At 42.2% G+C, this 20,080-nt stretch carries 25 protein-coding genes and 1 riboswitch; of the genes, 17 read left to right on the top strand and 8 right to left on the bottom strand.

Features of this window, described 5'->3' with window-relative positions:
* The first annotated feature begins 37 nt into the window (after positions 1–37).
* Positions 38–1,390 (top strand): hemolysin family protein, encoded by a 1,353-nt coding sequence (locus D1B31_RS19895; protein ID WP_118923712.1) that lies wholly within the window; start codon positions 38–40, stop codon positions 1,388–1,390.
* 420 nt (positions 1,391–1,810) lie between these two features.
* Here the strand turns inward: D1B31_RS19895 and D1B31_RS19890 are convergent, their stop codons facing one another.
* Positions 1,811–2,170, bottom strand: a complete 360-nt coding sequence (locus D1B31_RS19890; protein ID WP_118923710.1) for a hypothetical protein — start codon at positions 2,168–2,170, stop codon at positions 1,811–1,813.
* A gap of 233 nt (positions 2,171–2,403) precedes the next feature.
* Here D1B31_RS19890 and D1B31_RS19885 point away from each other — a divergent pair, with 233 nt between their 5' ends.
* The 4 genes from D1B31_RS19885 to D1B31_RS19870 all read left to right on the top strand — a co-directional run bounded on the left by D1B31_RS19885 (position 2,404) and on the right by D1B31_RS19870 (position 5,068).
* On the top strand, positions 2,404–2,721 hold the full coding sequence (locus D1B31_RS19885) for a HesB/YadR/YfhF family protein (protein WP_158587626.1): 318 nt from the start codon (positions 2,404–2,406) through the stop codon (positions 2,719–2,721).
* A 277-nt stretch (positions 2,722–2,998) separates the two neighbouring features.
* The gene (gene atpB, locus D1B31_RS19880; RefSeq protein ID WP_118923706.1) at positions 2,999–3,712 is read left to right on the top strand and encodes a F0F1 ATP synthase subunit A; all 714 of its coding nucleotides are present in this window, start codon (positions 2,999–3,001) and stop codon (positions 3,710–3,712) included.
* A 14-nt stretch (positions 3,713–3,726) separates the two neighbouring features.
* Positions 3,727–4,110, top strand: coding sequence for an ATP synthase F0 subunit B (locus D1B31_RS19875; protein ID WP_158587625.1), 384 nt, complete (start codon positions 3,727–3,729; stop codon positions 4,108–4,110).
* A 1-nt stretch (position 4,111) separates the two neighbouring features.
* Positions 4,112–5,068, top strand: coding sequence for a DUF3939 domain-containing protein (locus D1B31_RS19870; protein ID WP_118923702.1), 957 nt, complete (start codon positions 4,112–4,114; stop codon positions 5,066–5,068).
* Positions 5,069–5,681: 613 nt separating this feature from the next.
* Here the strand turns inward: D1B31_RS19870 and D1B31_RS19860 are convergent.
* The 3 genes from D1B31_RS19860 to D1B31_RS19850 are packed head-to-tail and all read right to left on the bottom strand — an operon-like array spanning position 5,682 to position 8,801.
* Complete coding sequence (locus D1B31_RS19860; protein WP_118923698.1) at positions 5,682–6,299, bottom strand: class I SAM-dependent methyltransferase; 618 nt, start codon at positions 6,297–6,299, stop codon at positions 5,682–5,684.
* A 20-nt stretch (positions 6,300–6,319) separates the two neighbouring features.
* Positions 6,320–8,440, bottom strand: coding sequence for a heavy metal translocating P-type ATPase (locus tag D1B31_RS19855; protein ID WP_240035361.1), 2,121 nt, complete (start codon positions 8,438–8,440; stop codon positions 6,320–6,322).
* The gene (locus D1B31_RS19850) at positions 8,433–8,801 is read right to left on the bottom strand and encodes an ArsR/SmtB family transcription factor (protein ID WP_118923696.1); all 369 of its coding nucleotides are present in this window, start codon (positions 8,799–8,801) and stop codon (positions 8,433–8,435) included. Before D1B31_RS19850 ends, D1B31_RS19855 begins: the two co-directional genes overlap by 8 nt.
* 185 nt (positions 8,802–8,986) lie before the next feature.
* On the opposite strand from D1B31_RS19850, the gene D1B31_RS19845 reads away from it, so the two are divergent.
* From D1B31_RS19845 to D1B31_RS24460, 5 genes are all read left to right on the top strand, one after another.
* Positions 8,987–9,325: a hypothetical protein gene (locus tag D1B31_RS19845; RefSeq protein WP_118923694.1), complete on the top strand. Its 339-nt coding sequence runs from the start codon at positions 8,987–8,989 to the stop codon at positions 9,323–9,325.
* Between the two features lie 72 nt (positions 9,326–9,397).
* Positions 9,398–9,700 (top strand): hypothetical protein, encoded by a 303-nt coding sequence (locus D1B31_RS19840; protein ID WP_118923692.1) that lies wholly within the window; start codon positions 9,398–9,400, stop codon positions 9,698–9,700.
* 70 nt (positions 9,701–9,770) lie between these two features.
* Complete coding sequence (locus D1B31_RS19835) at positions 9,771–10,058, top strand: hypothetical protein (protein ID WP_240035360.1); 288 nt, start codon at positions 9,771–9,773, stop codon at positions 10,056–10,058.
* Positions 10,059–10,115: 57 nt separating this feature from the next.
* Positions 10,116–10,523 (top strand): hypothetical protein, encoded by a 408-nt coding sequence (locus D1B31_RS19830; protein ID WP_118923690.1) that lies wholly within the window; start codon positions 10,116–10,118, stop codon positions 10,521–10,523.
* A 94-nt stretch (positions 10,524–10,617) separates the two neighbouring features.
* Positions 10,618–10,845, top strand: coding sequence for a hypothetical protein (locus tag D1B31_RS24460; protein WP_118923688.1), 228 nt, complete (start codon positions 10,618–10,620; stop codon positions 10,843–10,845).
* A gap of 133 nt (positions 10,846–10,978) precedes the next feature.
* On the opposite strand, the gene D1B31_RS19820 is transcribed toward D1B31_RS24460, so the two are convergent.
* A complete protein-coding gene (locus tag D1B31_RS19820) occupies positions 10,979–11,668 on the bottom strand; it encodes a copper homeostasis protein CutC (protein ID WP_204563046.1) in 690 nt (229 codons plus the stop codon).
* A gap of 185 nt (positions 11,669–11,853) precedes the next feature.
* Here D1B31_RS19820 and D1B31_RS19815 point away from each other — a divergent pair, with 185 nt between their 5' ends.
* The 6 genes from D1B31_RS19815 (at position 11,854) to D1B31_RS19795 (ending at position 18,285) form a co-directional block, all read left to right on the top strand.
* Positions 11,854–13,611: a SulP family inorganic anion transporter gene (locus D1B31_RS19815; RefSeq protein ID WP_118923686.1), complete on the top strand. Its 1,758-nt coding sequence runs from the start codon at positions 11,854–11,856 to the stop codon at positions 13,609–13,611.
* Between the two features lie 21 nt (positions 13,612–13,632).
* Entirely contained in the window at positions 13,633–13,962 is a 330-nt protein-coding gene (locus D1B31_RS19810; RefSeq protein ID WP_118923684.1) for an ArsR/SmtB family transcription factor, read from the top strand.
* 167 nt (positions 13,963–14,129) lie between these two features.
* Positions 14,130–14,325, top strand: a riboswitch (cobalamin riboswitch).
* Positions 14,283–14,474 carry a hypothetical protein gene (locus D1B31_RS24455; RefSeq protein ID WP_158587624.1) on the top strand — a complete coding sequence of 64 codons (192 nt, stop codon included), beginning with the start codon at positions 14,283–14,285 and terminating at the stop codon, positions 14,472–14,474. Its footprint overlaps the riboswitch before it by 43 nt.
* Positions 14,475–14,544: 70 nt before the next feature.
* Positions 14,545–16,755, top strand: a complete 2,211-nt coding sequence (locus tag D1B31_RS19805; RefSeq protein WP_118923754.1) for a ribonucleoside-diphosphate reductase subunit alpha — start codon at positions 14,545–14,547, stop codon at positions 16,753–16,755.
* 23 nt (positions 16,756–16,778) lie between these two features.
* A complete protein-coding gene (locus D1B31_RS19800) occupies positions 16,779–17,825 on the top strand; it encodes a ribonucleotide-diphosphate reductase subunit beta (protein ID WP_118923682.1) in 1,047 nt (348 codons plus the stop codon).
* A complete protein-coding gene (locus D1B31_RS19795) occupies positions 17,815–18,285 on the top strand; it encodes a flavodoxin domain-containing protein (RefSeq protein ID WP_338036496.1) in 471 nt (156 codons plus the stop codon). The genes D1B31_RS19800 and D1B31_RS19795 overlap by 11 nt, the downstream gene beginning before the upstream one ends.
* 139 nt (positions 18,286–18,424) lie before the next feature.
* Here D1B31_RS19795 and cotJC read toward each other — a convergent pair whose 3' ends face one another.
* From cotJC to D1B31_RS19780, 3 genes are read right to left on the bottom strand one after another with little or no spacing between them, the layout of a single operon-like run.
* A complete protein-coding gene (gene cotJC / locus D1B31_RS19790; RefSeq protein ID WP_118923678.1) occupies positions 18,425–18,994 on the bottom strand; it encodes a spore coat protein CotJC in 570 nt (189 codons plus the stop codon).
* Positions 18,995–19,006: 12 nt separating this feature from the next.
* Complete coding sequence (locus D1B31_RS19785) at positions 19,007–19,273, bottom strand: spore coat protein CotJB (RefSeq protein WP_118923676.1); 267 nt, start codon at positions 19,271–19,273, stop codon at positions 19,007–19,009.
* 1 nt (position 19,274) lies between these two features.
* Positions 19,275–19,550, bottom strand: coding sequence for a spore coat associated protein CotJA (locus D1B31_RS19780; protein WP_118923752.1), 276 nt, complete (start codon positions 19,548–19,550; stop codon positions 19,275–19,277).
* A gap of 153 nt (positions 19,551–19,703) precedes the next feature.
* Between D1B31_RS19780 and D1B31_RS19775 the strand changes: the two genes are divergently transcribed.
* The gene (locus tag D1B31_RS19775; protein ID WP_118923674.1) at positions 19,704–20,030 is read left to right on the top strand and encodes an ArsR/SmtB family transcription factor; all 327 of its coding nucleotides are present in this window, start codon (positions 19,704–19,706) and stop codon (positions 20,028–20,030) included.
* Positions 20,031–20,080: the final 50 nt, after the last annotated feature.

The following is a 20,080-nucleotide window of genomic DNA, read 5'->3' as shown; positions in this document are numbered from 1 at the left end:
ACTCCTTTACCCGCATACCGCGGGATAAGGAAATTTATTGGACATATTAAACTTGGTTTTAATAGCCATTTTTATTGCTTTGACAGCCTTTTTTGTCGCATCGGAATTTGCGATTATCAGGGTGAGAAGCTCAAGGATTGATCAGTTGATCGAAGAAGGAAGTTCCAGTGCGGTTGCCGCAAAAAGAGTAATTATGAATTTGGATGAATATCTTTCAGCATGCCAGCTAGGTATCACAGTTACCGCGCTTGCCCTGGGCTGGATAGCCGAGCCTACAATGGAAAGGATTCTAGAGCCTGCATTGCAATTGTTGAACATCTCAGCGGGCGTTTCAAAAATTCTTACGTTTACGGTTGCCTTTGGAGTCATTACGTTCCTGCACGTCGTTGTCGGTGAACTCGCCCCTAAAACAGTGGCCATTCAAAAGGCAGAAACAATTACCCTTTTAACGTCAAAACCACTTATCTTCTTTTATAAGCTGATGTATCCGTTCATTTGGGCATTAAACGGTTCCGCGCAGATGATTGTTAGATTTTTCGGCTTAAAACCTGCGACAGAGAACGAATTGGCCCATACTGAAGAAGAACTTCGGATCATTCTGTCTGAAAGCTATAAAAGTGGTGAAATAAACCAATCAGAGTTTAAGTATGTGAACAAAATTTTTGAATTTGACAACCGGATTGCCAAGGAAATCATGGTGCCCCGGACAGAAATCGTTTCCCTGTCCAAAGACGATACGCTTGAAAATGTCCTAACGGTCATTAAAGAAGAAAAATTCACCCGTTATCCGGTTATTGATGGGGATAAAGACCACATCATTGGGCAAATCAATATTAAGGAAATTTTGACAGACTTAATCGGTACAGAAAAAATAACCGCAAAAACAATTGTTCAGTATACCCGCCCAATTATCCGTGTTATCGATACAATTCCTATCCACGATTTGCTTGTGAAAATGCAGAAGGAACGGATCCATATGGCCATCCTGATGGATGAGTATGGAGGTACGTCCGGCTTGGTGACAGCCGAGGATATCCTCGAAGAAATTGTCGGGGATATCAGGGATGAATTTGACATGGATGAAGTTCCAATGATCAGGAAAGTCAAAGATGAACACTTCATCATTGATTCAAAGGTACTTGTCAGTGAAGTGAATGATCTGCTCGGCCTGGACCTCCTGGAAGAGGACGTTGATACGATTGGCGGCTGGATATTGACTGAAAACTTCGAGGCCCGGGAAGGCGATATCATCCATCATGGTGCGTTTTCCTTTAAAATTATTGAAATGGAAGAACACCATATTCGGTATGTTGAAGTGATGAAAAAGGCCGAAAATGCCGAGCCATCATTGAAACAGGTTCCGCTTTCGAATCCCGGAATATTATCTTAAATCAGAAAAGGCACTTCCTATTTGTTTTAGGAAGTGCCTGATTTTTATATTTTCAATTAAAATTTGGCTGTTGATTTCCGCTGCGCAAAGGAATGCTTCCATGAAATAGCATCGTAGAGACAGGCGGTTTTTGCCTGTCACGAGGCACACACTTTCCGCGGGGGGGCAGTGGAGCCTCCTCGGCGCTTTGGCGCCTGCGGGGTCTCCACCTTGCCGCCGCATCCCGCAGGACAAACCAGCATCATCGAATTAGCTTTGCACGAAGAAAATGCGATAGCACAAGGAAAGCTTCCGTGAATTGGCCACGCAGGAATTATGCGATAGCATAATTCACAATTTTCGAGGAGTTGGTGCCCTCCGCTTCAATCAACGTAGTAAAAAATCAACATTTTTTTAAATGTATAAATCTTATTAAATCATTCATGATCTGTTGTTTTTCAATATAATTAAATCTTCTTCGGCTTTTGCGAGTTTTACGAGATGGGAATCAAGTCTTCTGTTAATGTGTTTGATTTCCTCCCTGCCCGCAGTACCTGTTGCTTCTCTGATTTCCTTCACTGCCTTCAAAATTTCATCGGTCTGCCTTTCTTCAATCCTCTGAAGCGACTCCTTTATATCCGAAAGGTCTATTTGGTTAACAGCCACTCGGTGTTCAATGCTGTCTACCTTTTCAAGTCTTGCTAACCTCTTCTCAATGTTCTCTAACGTTGAACCGAATGAGTCGATTAAATTCTTTATATCATTTACCGCATCTGCAAGCTGTTTTTTTGTATCATCCATTTTGGATTACTCCTTTACCGTTTTACTTTTTCTTCTACTCATCTTATCACCATATGTACTATATGAATGTTACAAAATAAAGAAAACTGTTAATTGAAGCAAAAACGTGAACGATTCATGAACTTCCCCTTAAACCTATCTGCGTGTGAATAATATCATAGAAATGATGGCGGAATCGGAGTATCTTATAATCAGGCAGACAATGCCCGGATTTAAATACTTAAAAAAGGCTGGTGGCAAAAATGTTCCTATCTCTAGATGAGAAAGCAATTCACTGGTTTTCGAAAGAGTTTGAAATAAATGCTCCCTTCAGCATCCGGTTATTCCCTCAATACGCAGGCTTCGGACAAAAACATAAAGGATACAGTCTCGCTTTCTCTGCAGAAACACCTGTAAATGCCAGCTTCACACAAGAAATGAACGGACTGATCTTTTTCATAGAGGAAAATGATCGCTGGTTTTTTGAAGACACAAAAACTTATTTGTTTTTTGATGAAGTGTTGAAAGAATTAGCCGTTAGATATGAAGAGGAAACCTTTCTATTAAATTAGCCCAAGTAAGCAATATGCAAACCGGGGGAATTCGTTATGAATTTCCCCGGTTTTTTTATTTTCACTTTTTCGGAAAAAAGTTCCGAAGTTCTTCACAAAAGTTTTTCGAATAGTGTTACAATTAAAATAAATAGTTCATAAAATAGATATAAAGACCTATTGCCCACCTTCATTGCCTTATCTGTTAAATATAACGTAAAATGTGCGTGCATAAGGAATGTACTTCGCCGTACAGGTACACTCCTTTTACTTATTCTACAGAAAGGGGTAGGGAATCATGGATTATGACAGGCCATTAATCACATGGCTAGGCATCACCTTTGATTTATCAATCATTTTAACCAGTACCATCGCATCAGTTCTGGTTTTCCTCATCGCTATGCTGTCAATCAGGCATATAGATGAACGGGTTCCAGCCGGCGTCCAGAATTTTATGGAATGGGCAATTGAATTTGTCCAGGGCATCATGGGCCATTCAATTGGTGCCTCAAAAAACTTATTTATTCTTTCTACCGGCGTCTCGCTGCTCCTGTATTTATTCATCTCCAACAGTCTCGGCATCCCCTTCTCCCTTGTTACTGGAGACGCCCATCAAGTTTCATGGTGGAAATCCCCCACAGCAGACGCTCACGTTACCATGACGCTTGCCATCATGATCATTGCTTATACTCACTTCATAGATATCCGCCTGCATGGATTCAAACATTACTTCTCAAGTTATTTCAAACCGTTCAAAGCATTTCTTCCTATTAATATTTTGGAGCAATTTTGCACAACGCTCACCCTAGGTCTCCGTCTATACGGAAATATTTATGCCGGTGAAGTCATGCTTGTCATTTTAACTGGAACGATTGTCAATGGTTTTCTTCCCGCACTTTTCGCTGCAGTACCGCTTTTGATCTGGCAGGCTTATTGTCTATTCATCGGTGCAATTCAGGCGTATATTTTTGTTACATTGACCATGGTCTATATTGCTCATAAAATCACATGAAAGGGGATAGCAAAATGGGGGATTTTGAGATTCTCGGTATCCCTGTATCACTCGGAACAATGATTTACCAGGCATTGATATTTACCATCCTCGTATTCCTGATAAAAAAATTCGTCATGTCCCGGCTTATAGCTGTGCTGGAAAAGAGGAAAACTTATATTGGGAAGCAACTTATGCTTGCGGAGCTATATAAACAAGAAGCTGAGCAAAAGCTTCTTGAACAAAACGGTCTTGTGGCCCAAGCCAGACAAGAGGCCAGGAAGATCAGATCAAAGAGCGAAGAAGAAGCACGCGCTCTATTTGAAAAAACCAGATTAGAAGCCAGGGAAATCATTCACAATGCTAAAGATGACGCTAGGAGAATCCACCCTGGCCATAACGAGCACTGGGGGGCTTGACATGAAGCGGAAATTCTCAAAAACTTACGGAAGGGTGAATGAAGACATCGAATTGGCACTTGAGGAACACATGATTTTTGTTCATTATAAGAGAGGAAATATTGAAAAATCAGCATGTTTATTAAAAAATGAGAATAGACCTTTGAAAGAGTATGTGGATTCCTTTTTGAAGGAGAACAATGTGTCGGAGGAATTGAAGACCGAAGTGATTGAATATCTGCAGGATGCCAAGAATCTGAGCGGAAAGCAATGGAGTGAATTCACTGATTTTCTTATGAAAGCGTTATCACTCCACATGGTCTTTGCTGTCACCCTTGCGGTATCAATTTTCATAGGTTATAAATCAGGTGCTTACCTTGATGGGCGCATTGATGTCTATCCACTTTTCACTCTCATTGGACTTGCTGGCGGCCTGGCGCTAGGGGGATATTCTGTTTATGCCATGGCGATTAAGTACTTTAAACCAGGCTCCTTTCTCGAAAAAAAAGAAAAGAAAAAACAAGTTGCGGTTACGGAACCTGAGCGGAAATGGCAGGAGATTGACGTATCACTTGATGAAGTAAGAAAAGCTGTCCGGAAATTTTCTGATGATTTGCCAAAAGGGGTTTACAGGACCATTCTGGTCAATGATGACAATAGTATAGACTTCACTCAATTGGCCCATATTCTTAATGGCATTCCTTCAAGAAAATTTTATATGTCTAAGGAAACGTATGATTTATTTGAAGAAGCGGAAAATCATATTCCTGTACAGATGGATATGGTTCAGAATGCTGTCGACCAGTATGTCAAGGACAATCAAAAATATCCAATGCTGCCGTTCGATCCAAGCAAGCGAGTGAATTATTACCAGCTTCTTCAAGATCACTACTTAAAGGAACATCCTGATATCCAATTTTACATCACAGACTGTGATGGGCTTGTTACGCATATCAGGCCGTCTGAAAAGCGGGCCTGAAACCAAAGTCTCTTTCCTTAAATTCCCTGCTAGAAATTGATATTCTGTCTATTTTGACACGTTTGCCCCTCTCTGATTTGGGGAAAAATCAAATGACACTTCCTAAAAAGCAGACTGATTTCACGACAATTTTTAAAGGAGGATTCCAGTCATTATCATATGGCAGGCTGAAATCCTTACTGGCTTTTCGGGGAGGATTGGAAGGGGGGATTACCTTTTGCTAAAACAGGTTGAGCTTTCAGACTATCATCTTTGGATGTGTGAGCAAATTAGACAAAAGTTAGCTGAACTACACAGTATCTCTCCTATGGACACCTTCAACTATTCTGAAAGGGATCTGGTCACCATCGCATTGAGTGAATTAGTCTATCAATTGAATTTATCTGAATCCTCAATGTTGAGGTTGAAATAATTTAGAAGCGAACACACCATTAAACATTCATTGAGGCCGATCAAGGCCTTTTTGTTTTGCAAAAACTCAGTTAGGAAAATTTTTTTCATGGTGTTGATGTGGCGGCACCCATCAAAAAAGCAGACACTGAGTTTCCCCAGTGTCTGCCCAGCTGTTATTCTCTATTTCACTCTTCGAGTTTAAAAAGCCATTTCGGAACCCCTACTTCTTCTGCAGGACAATTTTCCGGTACATCCCGTTAAACAGGATGCCTGAGTCCTCCTTAATCCTTACCCTGTTTCTTGAAACTCCCATGATTTTTTCAAAAGAAAGACCTATATCCGTCCCCAGTAGGCGGACCACCGGCCTGATTAATTTCTTAAAAATGTTCTGGCTTCCCTCTTTTGGTACAAATTTATCAAATATCAAGATATGGCCTTCTGTTTTTACGACCCGAACCATTTCCTCAAGGGCTTTCTCCCCATCAGGAACAACAGACAAGATCAGGCTTCCAATCACCCAATCAAAGGAATCATTAGGAAAGTCCAGTTGCTGGGCATCCATTTCAAGGAAGTCGATCAATTGCCCTCCTGCCTTCTCCTTTGCTTTTGCGAGCATATCCTTTGAATAATCGATTGCTGTGACGGTTAATTCGGAAACAGGAATATGCATGAAGTCTGCCCCTGTGCCAACTCCGACAAACAAGACCCGGTCGCCTTCAGCGAATCGAACAGAGCTGTAGATTGACTCCCGCGCTCTTTTAAATGGCCCTTTAGCAAAAAACAGATCATATATTGGTGCCCATAGCTTGTAAATAACCTTATTCCATTTGCTATTCATTAGCATCCCCCTGAAAACGGCTACTTTTCTTTTACATTTAAGAGCCGCAGGCCATTTAGTGTCACGATAATCGTAGCACCCATATCGGCGAAAATCGCAATCCATAGTGTCAGCCATCCTGGAATAACAAGAAGGAGTGCAACGAGTTTAATGGCAAGCGAGAAGGTAATATTCTGCTTAATGATTGTCAGTGCCTTCCTGCTCAGCCTTATCGCAAAAGGAAGCTTTCTTAGATCGTCTCCCATTAGAGCGATATCTGCTGTTTCAAGAGCCGTGTCCGTTCCTGCTCCTCCCATCGCAATCCCGACTGTCGCCGCAGCAAGTGCGGGAGCATCATTAATCCCGTCCCCAACCATGGCAACCTTTCCGTATTCGTTTCGTAAATTCCTTATAAAAGTAAGTTTATCTTGAGGGAGCAGCTCCGATTGAATTTCAGCCACCCCAACTTGGCTGCCGATCGCACGGGCTGTTCCTTTATTATCCCCTGTCAACATAATCGTCTTTTTAATGCCCATTTCATGAAGCCTGCAAATGACTTCCTGGCTGCTATCTCTCACCTCATCAGCAACAGCCGCCAGGGATAGAATCTCGCTAGGAGTACACAGCATCATGACTGTTTTTCCCTGTTTCTGAAGAGAAGCGATTTTCTCCTCCATTTGAACATCGGTCTTTTCAGCACACACCTCTGAAATGAGTGCCGGATTTCCGGCAAAGTAGTCCACCCCGCCAATCCTCCCTTTTATGCCTTTCCCGGTCAACGATGTAAACCCTTCGACTTCTTTCCCTTTGAACTGAAGCCCAAGTTCGTCAGCCTTTTTCAGTATGGCAGAAGCGAGCGGGTGCTGGGAGCCATATTCCAAAGCGGCCAGAATGGCGAGGACACTTTGTTCACTTTGCCCCTTAAATGCCAACAAATCGGTTACTGCGGGAATCCCTTTTGTTAGCGTGCCTGTTTTGTCAAACGCAATCGCCTTCAGAGACCCGGTTTCCTCGAGATAAATGCCGCCTTTCATTAAAACCCCGTTCCGTGCTGCATTGCCGATTGCCGTGACAATTGAAACAGGTGTTGAAATAACCAATGCACATGGACAGCCAACAACAAGGACAGAAAGCCCCTGGTAAATCCATGTATCCCAATCCGCCTGAAAGAATGACGGAGGAACAATGGCAACGAGCGCGGCAATCACCATGATAATCGGCGTATAATATTTTGCAAAACGGTCTACAAAGGCCTGGGATGGCGCCCGTTCCGCCTGGGCTTCTTCAACAAGGTGAATCACTTTGGCGATCGTCGTATCCGCCACAAGCTTTGTCACCTTAACCTCCAGCAACCCTTCTTCGTTTAACGTCCCTGCAAAGACTTCATCATTTTCCTTTTTTTCAACAGGTACCGATTCACCGGTAATAGCCGCCTGATTGACTGAGGAATGCCCTTTTACGACTACCCCGTCCATCGCCAGTTTTTGCCCAGGTTTTACAATCATGATGTCACCGATTTCTATTTCATCAGCAGGGATTTCGCTCATTTCCCCGTTCCGGCGAATCATAGCCTCTTTAGGCGCAATATCCATTAACGAACGAATCGATGCCCGGGCTTTATCCATCGAGTATTTCTCGAGCTCTTCGCTAATGGCGAACAGGATGACAACAACAGCCCCTTCACTCCATTCCCCGATAATGGCAGCGCCAATAATCGCAATGGTCATCAGCGTTCTCATATCAAATTCCAATTTTAACAGGTTCTTGAAGCCTGTTTTAAATAACCGGTAACCACCTATTACAATGGCTACCAAAAAGGGCAAAATTGTATAAGGGGATTCTTCCCCATTCAACCACTGAAAAGCATAACCTATAATAATAAATGCCAATGAAACAAGGACCCGCGCATATGTTTGCAAAAACGGCCGCTTCTGAATACTCTCTAAGGGGGCTTCTTCAGGAACAATTTTAAGCCTGTCAAATGCACCCGCTTTTTCAATCTCTTCTATGGACGTATCGCCATATACAGTAATTTTCGAAGCGCCAAAATTAACAGCAGCATTAGAAACACCATCCAGGTGTTTAACGTTCTTTTCGAACTTTGCGGCACAGCTTGCTCATGATAGTCCTTGAATACGGTAAGTCTGTTTCGCTTCAGCCACGTCCGGCCACCTCCTCGTGATGTTCAAAAGCTATTTCAATGAGCTGCTTTACATGGTCATCATCTAAAGAATAATAGACGAGCTTGCCTTCTTTCCTGAACTTTGCAATACCCAGGCTCCGGAGAGTCCGCAAATGGTGGGAAGCTGTTGCAACGGATGAGCCGACAATTGTGGCGACATCACAAACGCAAAGCTCCTCCTCAATGGATAAGGCATAGGCGATTCGCACTCTCGTATTATCAGCAAGAGCCTTGAAAATTTTCGCCACCCCGTCAGTACTTTGCCTTTGAAGCTTATCTTTAATATGATCCACTTTCTGTTTATCTACTGAAGCAACTTCACATATATCATGCTGAGTCACGGAAGCACCCCACATTCAAATAATCGTTTGAGTATATGATATTCAAATGGGCGTTTGATTGTCAAACAATAAACATATTTTTTTTGCCAGGAAAAACGGGTATTTGTCCTCCTTCATCCGTCTAGTCCAATGATAGTTGTGCGAATAAGCTAGCTAGTAAGTATGAGAGAAAGGAGTGGACTAAAATGAGCGACAGAGAATTCGACCGATTCGGAAACCAGAATTCTTTCAGGAATTCCAATAGACGCAGATCCAATACCGACGTAAGTGTTGATGTTGATATTGATAACGAATTCGAGAATGACATCCGGAATACTGCAGAGGCGGATGCAGATGCAGTCGTGCGGAATACCGACAAAAATACAAATATCGCAAAGACAATCGTAACTAATTCCGGCAATTCGAGGGTTGATCTAAGACTGAATACCAAAAGCAACTCCCGAGTCGTTTCCGAACAAGACCAAAATAACGAACAGGACCAGGATATTGATATTGATTTGGATGTAGAACGTAGAAGGCGTTAAGTAGTTCCACCATCAATTTCAGAATCATGTAATCATTTTCAAATGAAAAGCGAATTATAGGAGGCATATTTTATGAGCAACAATAGGAATCGAAACCGCAGAGAAAATGAAGACGTTAATGTCGATGTGAATATCGATACAGATTTCGAAAATAGGGTGCGTAACAGATCTGAAGCAGAAGCGGAAGCAGATGTCCGCAACGTTGACAGGAATACGAATATTGCCCGTTCTGTTGTGACAAATTCCGGCAATTCACGAGTGGATGTCACTCTTAACAGCCGCAGTATTTCCCGGGTTCGGTCCGAACAGGATCAGGATAATGAACAGGACCAAGATGTGGATATCGATGTTGATGTAGAAGGTAGAAGGCGTTAGCTATCTTCATCATCCACTCCATGTTCGGAATCATTTTTAAATGAATAGCGAATAATAGGAGGCATATTTTATGAGCAACAAAAGGAATCGAAACCGCAGAGAAAATGAAGACGTTAATGTCGATGTGAATATCGATACAGATTTCGAAAGTGATGTGCGAAACAGGTCTGAAGCAGAAGCGGAAGCAGATGTCCGCAACGTTGACAGGAATACGAATATTGCCCGTTCTGTCGTAACAAATTCCGGCAATTCACGAGTGGATATTACTCTTAACAGCCGCAGTATTTCTCGGGTTCGTTCCGAACAGGATCAGGATAACGAGCAGGACCAAGACGTAGACGTCGATGTTGATATTTAAGCATTAAACTTAAGGGTGGGGTTAGCAGCCCCACCTTTTAAAGGATGTGGTGAAGGAATGGAAGAATACAACGGAAAACCTAGAAGGCGTTATTCTCTTTCTGGACGGCGGACCACCAGGAATCATAATGTTTTAGAGAACTCCACCGACAATGTGAATGATTCAACCTCACGTTCAGTTGTGGAAGATTCGGTGAAAATAAAGAATGAGAATTTGAACAGTATTGGCCAAAGCGGGAATTCCGATGTAGATATTCAGATAGATGTCCATGTTGATACAACCGCGATTGCGTTTGCCTTATTAACTTCTTTATTAGCTACAAAGCAAATGAGTTCGGAAGAGTTTGAAGAAGCAGTCAAAAGGCTTGAAAGTCTTACAGGCAAAAGGAGTCCAGTAGCTTTTGAGGAAAAAAATGATGTTTCTAACGTGAAATATTTTAATAGAAATATGAGGAGATACGAATAAAAAGCGACTATTTTTTCAAAAATGCACTCCTGAAATTTTCAGATGTGAGTGCAAACTTACTTATTGGAAAAAAGCTGTTTCCAAAACCCGATAAATGGTACTTTTGGAGCAGCTTTCTATTGTTTCCCTTTTTGTACATATCTTCATTGATTTCCACTATAAACTTATTGATAAAATAAAGTATCAGCAAATGGTTGGAGGGTTAAGATTGGCAAAACGCATTCTCATTATTCTTCCTGTTACCGCCTCTTCCCTTGGATTAGGTGTGGCTGTCTATGCTAGTCCGGTTAACCAGAAGATCAGTCAAGAGCTTGATGAATAAATTGGTTCGCGATTTGGAAAAGGCGAGCCGTACCAAGATCCATGCCTTCTAAACAAAGACAAAAAAAAGAAAACTGTATCCACAAATCGAATTTATCCCCCAAAAAGAGACCGGCTTTTAAACCAGTCTCCTTTTAGTATACATTACCTTTTAGCATACGGCTCAATTCCTTCGCCGCCTGCAAATCAATTCCGGCAACCGAGCTGTTATTTTTCCGTACTGCTGTCCCAAAATGATAGTGCCCCGTCTCTACCCTTGAATGGATTGAAAGAATATTCCCCTTATTTAATCCGCCTCCAACCAAAATGTCTATATGCCCAGACATTTTTTTCATCTCGCTGATCACCTTAAGCCGCTCTGAAAAGTCCCCATGCCCGCCTGAAGTTAATATACTAGTTACCTCTTTATATTCGGACAGAAGATGCGCCGATTGGCTCGGATTGGCTGTTTCATCAATTGCCCGGTGGAACGTCACATCCAATCCTTTACATTCGACCAACAACTCCTCCAAAGTATGCCGGCAGATTTCATTTTCTTCTGTTAGTGCACCTAATACAACCCCATTCGCACCAATTGATTTGATCATTTGAATATCTCTCTTCATGACCAAAATATCTTCCATTGAATAATCGAACGACTGGCTATGGGGCCTGACCATGATATTTACCGGAATGTTCACACGGTTAACCGCTTCTTCAATTAAAGCGTAGCTAGGTGTCAGTCCGCCTTCAGTCAAAGCGGAAACCAGCTCAATCCGGTCCGCCCCGGATTGTTCAATAAGGATCGCATCCTCTATCGTGGTCGCAATATATTCAATCAGCAATGAAATAACCTCCCCTTTTATTTCCTGGCTCTTTATATACAGAATACCACCATTGTCTTAAATTGTAATATAAATCCAAACTAAAACTGTTGACTTACCTGCTAAAAAGAGTAGAATTGTATATTGTGGTATCTATATTCAAATAATCAAATATATAAATATTATAATAATAAGGGAGTGTCATTGTGCTGCGCAGATTTGCTTTTGACGAAAGATTTAAGAATTATTCTCTCACCTCGCTGCAAAAAGACCTCGTATCAGGTATTGTCGTCGGCATTATCGCCATTCCTCTCGGGATGGCATTTGCAATTGCATCGGGGGTAAAACCGGAATATGGTATTTATACAACCATTATTGCGGGAATCCTCATCTCTTTACTTGGCGGCTCCAAGTATCAAATTGGCGGCCCAACTGGTGCATTCATTCCGATTTTGTTCGGGATTGTGATGACATATGGTTTTGAAAATCTTCTGATAGCTGGATTTCTTGCGGGAATTATTTTATTTTTAATGGGCGTTTTCCGACTTGGATCACTGATTAAATTTATTCCCCGGCCTGTCACGATTGGCTTTACGGCAGGGATTGCAGTCATCATTTTTGTAGGGCAAATCCCGAATTTCTTTGGTCTGACAGGAGTCGAAAGGCATGAGTACTTCTTTAACAATTTGCGGGAAATTTACCTGCATATTCAAAGTATGAACATGTTCAGTATTGCGACTGCGGCAATCTGTCTTGTAACCGTCTTGTTTACGCCGAAATTGTTTCCTAAAGTACCCGGCCCGCTCCTTGGCCTGATTGCTTCTACGCTCGTGGCCACGTATTTATATCCGGGCCATGTTGCAACCATTGGCTCGATGTATGGCGATATTCCAAGCCGCCTGCCCGAATTCCAGCTGCCTGTAATTACTTTTGAGAAAATTCAGCTACTCATTAAGCCGGCATTTATTATTGCCATTCTTGGAGCAATCGAATCACTCCTATCTGCAGTGGTTGCGGATGGCATGACAGGAAGCAGGCATAATAGCAATAAAGAATTGATGGGACAAGGTGTCGCCAATATTATTGCCCCTTTGTTTGGCGGGATTCCCGCGACAGGAGCCCTTGCAAGGACGGCAACAAATATTAAAAACGGCGCGGTATCACCTATGTCAGGAATCATCCATGGTTTCGCCGTTCTGATTGTGCTAATGCTTTTCGCCCCTTATGCTTCCAAAATTCCTTTGGCAAGCATGGCGCCAATTCTGATGATTGTTGCCTGGAACATGAGTGAACGGACTGTATTTGTCAATGTACTCAAAACAAAAACCCTTGATTCAATTATTTTGATGGTGACTTTTTTATTGACTGTTTTTGTCAATCTGACTGTTGCAGTGCAGGCGGGCCTGCTGATGGCGGTAATCATCTTTACAAAAAGGATGAGTGAAGCCCTCGTTACGGCAAAAGTTTTGCCGAACGACGACAATAAGCTTGAAGCAATAAAATCGCCTTCGGCAGCCAATTCACACGATTGCCCGCAAATCAGCATGTACAGTATTGAAGGCCCGCTCTTTTTCGGTGCGGCACAAACATTTGAACAAACGATACTAAATACAATAAACTATAAGCCAAAGGTATTAATTTTAAGGCTTGGCAAAGTCCCGTTTATGGATACAACCGGAGAAGCGCACTTATCTAGCATTGTGAAAGACTTCTCGGTTCATGGGCAAGTGTTGATTACCGGAATAAAGCCCGGCCCCAAAGAACTTCTAATTAAAACTGGCCTGTATGATGTCATAGGTGAGAAACACTTTTTTGAACATACAGGGGAAGCTATTGATTACGCATTGAAGCTAGTGAATAAGCATGAATGTTTCGGGTGTAAGCATTTCGCCTTCAGGGAGTGCGAAATGTTATCGGCAATCAAACAAAAGGCAGGCGAACAAAGACAGGCCCTTACGAATTAGCGGGGTATAGGAGGAAACGATTTGGATCTTGAAATGCAAAAATTTAAAGCGGATTTTTTTAAAGCCATGTCCCATCCTTTAAGGATCAGAATCCTTGAGCTGCTCGGAGAAGGCGAAAAAAGCGTGAATGAAATCCAGAGCCTTGTCGGCAGCGAAGGCTCGGCGGTTTCCCAGCAGTTGATGATTTTAAGATCAAAAAACATTGTGACCGGAACGAAAGACGGCAACCGTGTTATTTACTCATTACGCGATCCTTTAATTATTGAACTTCTGGCAGTTGCACGGCAGATTTTCAACAACCACTTGGTTGATACGATTACAATGCTTGATAAATTCAGCGAGGATGCCTAGAAGCAAAAGCAGCAAAAAATAATCGGAACTCCAATGAAAAAGGGATAGCATTGGCTATCCCTTTTCAATTTCTATTTTGTTTTTGCTTGCCAACTAGAACTGAATCAGCTAGTATAGGAAACACAATCAATATATTGATAGAAAATCTTTTTATTACAACCATATATAGTATTGCCTTGAGATAGGATGCCAGTAGGCTTAATAGGGAATCTGGTGCAAAACCAGAACTGCCCCCGCAACTGTAAATGCAGACGAAATGAACAAACCACTTTACAACGTGCTTTAGAAAAGGTGCCTGTAAGGGAAGGGTTCAAAGTAGGATGACGCATAAGTCAGGAGACCTGTCCTTTCTTGAGATGTTTCACTTCTTCGGGGATTGGGAAGATGAAACGATGGCAATCAGAAGGCTCGTTCATGTATGTATTCCTATCTCGGCGCCTTTTGATGTGATCGTTTCATCCGCTCAATTACTTGAGCGGATTTTTTATTTTGGAGGGATGAGAGTTGAGTAAACAACTAAAGGAGCGGCAATTATGCACACTGCAAATTTTGAAAGCTGTATCAGCGGAATACGGGCTGGATATGTCAGAAATCGAAAATAAACTTCTGGAATCCAAAGCATCAGAAAATGAAGCGCAACAGCAGGCATTGTTTTACGCTTTAAATAACATTGCTATTGACCAGCCAAATTGGACATTTGTGGCCACCAGGCTTTATCTTGAGCAATTATATCAGGAGGCCGCGGATAACAGGGGTTATGATTCCCGGCAAAAATATGCGGACTTCTACAACTTGATAACTTCACTTACAGAAAGGAAAATCTATTCCTCTGACTTGCTTGATAACTATTCGAAGGAAGAAATTGATGAGTTTTCCCGTGAAATCAATCCGGAAAGAGATAAGCTTTTTACGTACATAGGATTGTTTTTGTTTGCGGATCGATATCTTGCAAGGGATTACGAACGGAGATTGTATGAACTTCCGCAGGAACGGTTTATGATTATTGCCATGTCCCTGATGATTTTTGAGGATAGGGCGAAAAGACTTGAACTTGTAAAAGAAGCGTATTGGGCAATGAGCCATTTATACATGACCGTTGCAACCCCTACCCTTTCAAATGCAGGGAAAAGCTATGGCCAGCTGTCATCCTGTTTTATTGATACCGTCGATGATTCCCTTGATGGAATCTACCTGAACAATTGGGATATCGCGCGCCTTAGCAAGAATGGTGGCGGCATAGGTGTTTATTTTGGAAAAGTCAGAGCTCTTGGTTCAGATATTAAAGGATTTAAAGGGATGTCCTCGGGGGTCGTTCCATGGATCCGGCTAATAAATGATACGGCCGTAAGTGTCGACCAGCTTGGGCAAAGGCAGGGCGCCATCGCCATTTATCTTGATATTTTCCACAAGGACATCATGAATGGCTTCCTCGATTTAAAAACGAATAATGGAGATGAACGCAGAAAGGCACATGATATTTTTACGGGCATCGCCATCCCTGACCTGTTCATGCAAAAGCTGCTCGAAACCGATGAGAACGGAAAAAGCATTGGCGAATGGCACACCTTCTGCCCCCATCAAGTAAAGCAGCTTATGGGTTGGCGGGATGAAGACGGGCACCCGCTTGGCCTGGAGGATTTTTATGATGAAGAGGGTAAAAAGCTCTTCACTGAGAAATACCTTGAGGCTGTCAGCAACCCGCTTCTCCCTCGGAAGACGTACCGGGCAATGGATATTATGGCAAGGATCATGGTGGCCCAACTGGAGACGGGGACTCCTTATATGTTTTACCGGGATGAAGTCAATAGGCAGAACCCGAACAAGCATCTGGCCGGAGAAGGAAGGACGTCTATTTATTGCAGCAACCTTTGTACTGAAATTGCTCAAAATATGTCCCCCACTACCATTGTGAAAGAGTATGTGAATGAAGATGGGGACGTTGTGATTGTCCGGAGGCCAGGAGATTTCGTCGTCTGCAATCTTTCATCCATTAATCTATCAAAAGCAGTGCCAGCCGAGGTTCTTGACAGATTGATTTCAATACAGGTGAGGATGCTCGATAATGTCATCGACTTAAATAATATTCCGGTCGGACAGGCACACCTAACAAACAAAACCTTCCGGGCGGTTGGCCTTGGAACATTCGGATGGCACCATCTTCTTGCCCTCAAGCATATCCATTGGGAAACCGATGAGGCTGTCGATTATGCGGATAAACTTTATGAAGATATTGCTTACTTTACAATCCGGGCTTCAATGGAGCTCGCAAAAGAAAAAGGCCAATATCGCCATTTTATCGGGTCGGAATGGGAAACAGGCCGCTATTTTGATCGTAAAAGCTATAGTTCAGGACGATGGGAGGAACTAAAAGAGAATGTCCGGAAATATGGTATCCGTAACGGCTGGCTGATGGCGGTCGCCCCCAACTCTTCAACAGCGAAAATCGGCGGTTCCACAGATGGAATTGACCCATTGTACTCGGTTGAATACGCGGAGGAAAAGAAAAACTTTAAATTCAAGGTGACGGCTCCCGATTTAAACCATATTACTTATAACTTCTACCGGAGGGCTAGGCACGAACTGGACCAGGCCTGGAGCATTCGCCAAAACGCCAGGCGGCAGCGCCACATCGACCAATCGATCAGCTTTAATTTATACGTTAGGCACGATATTAAAGCAAAAGATTTATTGAAACTTCATTTAGAGGCATGGAAGCAAGGATTGAAAACAACCTACTATGTGCGAAGCACTTCACAAGAAGAAATCCAGGAATGCGAAGCTTGCCACAGCTAGACTTGAGAGGAGAATAAAAAAACATGAAGACAGTTTCACCTTTACAAAAGAGCAAATTATTCAACCATGCGGAACCAAATCGTTCAACGGGAATTATTCAGGGCGAATCGTCCGGCCTGCTCAATTGGAATGATATTGCCCATCCACAAATGTATGATTTATACCAAACGCTCCTATCAAACTTTTGGAAGGCGCAGGAAATCAACATGCAGGATGATATTAAACAATGGGATTCCCTTTCGCCAGTAGAACAGGATATTTTCCTTAGGGTCAATACACAGCTAGCTTCCCTGGACAGCCTGCAGACACCGACGATGAGCCAAGTGATGGATTATGTAACGGATTCCAGCTTCAAAGCCATTTTTGCGGTCATTGCCCAACAGGAAGCCGTCCATAATGAATCTTATTCGTATGTCTTAAGCTCACTTGTGCCATTAAGCGAGCAGAACAAACGATTCAATGAAGCCAAGGCCGATCCGATTGTGCAAAAGAGAAACTGTGTAATCCTGCATGCATATGACCAATTCCGCCAAAACCCTACTCCTCAGCACTTATTCGAACTGGGTATCAATTCGATCATATTGGAGGGCATCTACTTTTACGCTGGGTTCGCGTTCTTTTATAATCTTGCCCGCCAGCAAAAAATGGTCAAGACAAGCACGATGATCAGCTATATTCAAAGGGATGAAATGCAACATGCTTATTTCATTTCACAATTTATCAGGATTCTTCTCGCTGAAAATCCGGAACTTCATACAGAGAGGAACATCCAGTATATATATGATGCAATTGGACAGGCGGTTGAATTGGAGAAGGAATGGGCGAGCGAAATTCTTAAAGAAATAAACGGGATCAATCTTGAGGAGTTTTACGGGTATGTTGAGTACTTGGCAAATAAGCGGTTTCGCCAGCTCGGCTTAAAAAATCTATATGAAGATCAAAATAATCCCATGCCTTGGATTCAAGTGTTCAGTGACGAGATGATAAACGAAACAAAGTCTGATTTTTTCGAACAAAAGTCACGGACGTATACAAAGGTAACACAGTCAAATGGGTTTGATGAATTATAATATTGCCATTATCTACACGTCCGTGACTGGCAATACAAAGGATCTGGCGGAACACCTATGCTCATGTTTTGAAGAAAATGGCCAGTTTCCTATTCTATATGATATAAGTAAGTTTCCTTTTTCTGAAATTGAAAGATTTCATGTTGTTATAATCGCGACTTATACTTGGGGTAATGGAGATATTCCTGCAAGCATGCAGCCACTTTATGATGCTTTCGAACAGCAAAATACCAAGTCTATTATTACTGGTGTTGCCGGCACCGGAGACAGCTTCTATCCTAGTTTTTGCGGGGCGGTTGATGCGTTCAGGGATATGCTATACGTGAAGAGTACCTTAGCTGCGACCTTGAAGATTGAACTGGCTCCGCAAGAAAGTGATATCCCCCGCTGCCGGCTTTTTGCAAAGAGCATCTTGAAGCGGCTTGAAAAAGAATTGTTTCAAAAACAATTAGAGTCATAGTAATTATTTTGCAATTAGTATAGATAAGTAAAGCGCGGGATTGCCCGCGCTTCTTAGCATTACCCAGCATTTATAACTATTCAGGGTAATAACAAAAACAGGCGGCATATTCAGCAGCCAGTTTCCCGAGAAATAATTCCTAAAACACCTTTTTTCTATCCCGCTCTTCTTTTAACATTTCCACAGCCTCACGGAATCTCAAGGAGTGAACGACTTCCCGTTCCCTTAAAAATCTCAATGAATCATTAATGTCCGGATCATCGGAAATATCAATCAGCCATTGATAAGTCGCCCTCGCTTTTTCCTCTGCGGCGATATCTTCATATAGGTCCGCAATCGGATCCCCTTTTGCCTGAATATATGTGGCGGTCCATGGCGCTCCTGCCGCGTTATTGTAAAATAAGGCCCCATCGTGGTTGGCGTAATGATCTCCAAGCCCGGCATCTCTAAGCTGCTGGGGAGTGGCATCTTTTGTAAGCTTATAGATCATGGTCGCAATCATCTCAAGATGGGCGAACTCTTCCGTCCCAATATCGGTCAACAGGCCGACGACTTTATCGGGAATTGTATACCTTTGATTTAAGTATCTGAGTGCTGCTGCGAGTTCGCCGTCCGCCCCTCCATATTGTTCAATTAGATATTTTGCCAAGGTTGGATTGCATTTACTCACTTTAACAGGATATTGCAGTTTCTTTTCATAAACCCACATGTTACATCCTCCTTACACCTGCCATGGCCAAGGGCCGCTTCCCCAATCCCAGCGGGGACCTGGATTGTTACTGACACCGAATTGCAGCAAAGGACCATATTTCTGTTCAAACTCCTGCTTTATTTTTCTGGAAAAGTCGGAATACTGTTTAAATTGCTGTAGCGCATTTTCATCATCCGGATGGGTATCAAGGTAAAGTGTAAGTTCGACCAGAACGAAATCCGCTGCCTGAATTTGTCTCATTAATTGATAGTATTCATCATCAATTTGCTTGGCCAAATTAAGCCTTCCTCTCTTTATAAGGATTTTCGTAAAAATCATACAACGGCTTCCAGAGGGTTCCTTTCATTAAAGCCTCATAAGGCGGGAATTGTTCCAGATTTGGCGGCTGAAAAGTCATATATATATGAGGTGGGGTTCGATAAAATTTACTTCCAATTGGCGGACAAGGATCAAACACACTATGAAAAGGCTGATAAGATTTGATTGGGGTAAAATGAATTGGATAATCTCGCGGGTACAAACCATCTCCTCCTTTCCAAAAAGTCGGTACCATTAACACAGTATGCTCTCTTAGAAAAGTTCATGCTAAAACGATATGGAATTAGAATGAAAAACACATCAACTTTTTTTGATTTTAGGATTGACTTTAGCAAATCTTGGATATATGATGTTTACATCAAGTATTTTTGATAAAGGAAGTGAAAGAATGGATTTGCAAATTTCTCTAAAAGATGTTTCGACGGAAAAGCTATTTGAAGTATATGAGACTAAGTTTAAGGCTATTGCGGATAAGAAACGACTGCAAATTATGAACATCCTTACAGAAAAAGGCGAGATGTGTGTTTGTGATCTTGCGCCATTAATGGAAATGGCTCAATCCAGGTTGTCCTACCATTTAAAAATCCTTTTGGATGCTGGAATCATTACTAAGAGAACTGAAGGCACTTGGAGTTATTACATGCTGAACCAAAAAGAGATTAACCATTTATTATCCGAAGAACTTTGCTGCCTTTTCCGTCCATCTTCTTGTTAATTTTTTATCAAATTCATCATTTTTTTTGATTGATAAATCAAATTTATTTG

The sequence above is a fragment of the Neobacillus notoginsengisoli genome, assembly GCF_003515685.1.
GTDB lineage: Bacteria > Bacillota > Bacilli > Bacillales > Cytobacillaceae > Bacillus_D > Bacillus_D notoginsengisoli.
This window is presented reverse-complemented; position numbering and strand designations above follow the sequence as displayed.

Coding starts and splice junctions, on each gene's coding strand:
- atpB (WP_118923706.1), top strand. CDS start 2,999: ATGGATTATGACAGGCCATTAATCACATGGCTAGGCATCACCTTTGAT.
- D1B31_RS19840 (WP_118923692.1), top strand. CDS start 9,398: ATGAGCAACAATAGGAATCGAAACCGCAGAGAAAATGAAGACGTTAAT.
- D1B31_RS19780 (WP_118923752.1), bottom strand. CDS start 19,550: ATGGTACCGACTTTTTGGAAAGGAGGAGATGGTTTGTACCCGCGAGAT.
- D1B31_RS24455 (WP_158587624.1), top strand. CDS start 14,283: ATGACGCATAAGTCAGGAGACCTGTCCTTTCTTGAGATGTTTCACTTC.
- D1B31_RS19800 (WP_118923682.1), top strand. CDS start 16,779: ATGAAGACAGTTTCACCTTTACAAAAGAGCAAATTATTCAACCATGCG.
- D1B31_RS19845 (WP_118923694.1), top strand. CDS start 8,987: ATGAGCGACAGAGAATTCGACCGATTCGGAAACCAGAATTCTTTCAGG.
- D1B31_RS19830 (WP_118923690.1), top strand. CDS start 10,116: ATGGAAGAATACAACGGAAAACCTAGAAGGCGTTATTCTCTTTCTGGA.
- D1B31_RS19835 (WP_240035360.1), top strand. CDS start 9,771: ATGAGCAACAAAAGGAATCGAAACCGCAGAGAAAATGAAGACGTTAAT.
- D1B31_RS19890 (WP_118923710.1), bottom strand. CDS start 2,170: ATGGATGATACAAAAAAACAGCTTGCAGATGCGGTAAATGATATAAAG.
- D1B31_RS19860 (WP_118923698.1), bottom strand. CDS start 6,299: ATGAATAGCAAATGGAATAAGGTTATTTACAAGCTATGGGCACCAATA.
- D1B31_RS24460 (WP_118923688.1), top strand. CDS start 10,618: ATGGTACTTTTGGAGCAGCTTTCTATTGTTTCCCTTTTTGTACATATC.
- D1B31_RS19870 (WP_118923702.1), top strand. CDS start 4,112: ATGAAGCGGAAATTCTCAAAAACTTACGGAAGGGTGAATGAAGACATC.
- cotJC (WP_118923678.1), bottom strand. CDS start 18,994: ATGTGGGTTTATGAAAAGAAACTGCAATATCCTGTTAAAGTGAGTAAA.
- D1B31_RS19875 (WP_158587625.1), top strand. CDS start 3,727: ATGGGGGATTTTGAGATTCTCGGTATCCCTGTATCACTCGGAACAATG.
- D1B31_RS19775 (WP_118923674.1), top strand. CDS start 19,704: ATGGATTTGCAAATTTCTCTAAAAGATGTTTCGACGGAAAAGCTATTT.
- D1B31_RS19805 (WP_118923754.1), top strand. CDS start 14,545: ATGTCAGAAATCGAAAATAAACTTCTGGAATCCAAAGCATCAGAAAAT.
- D1B31_RS19795 (WP_338036496.1), top strand. CDS start 17,815: ATGAATTATAATATTGCCATTATCTACACGTCCGTGACTGGCAATACA.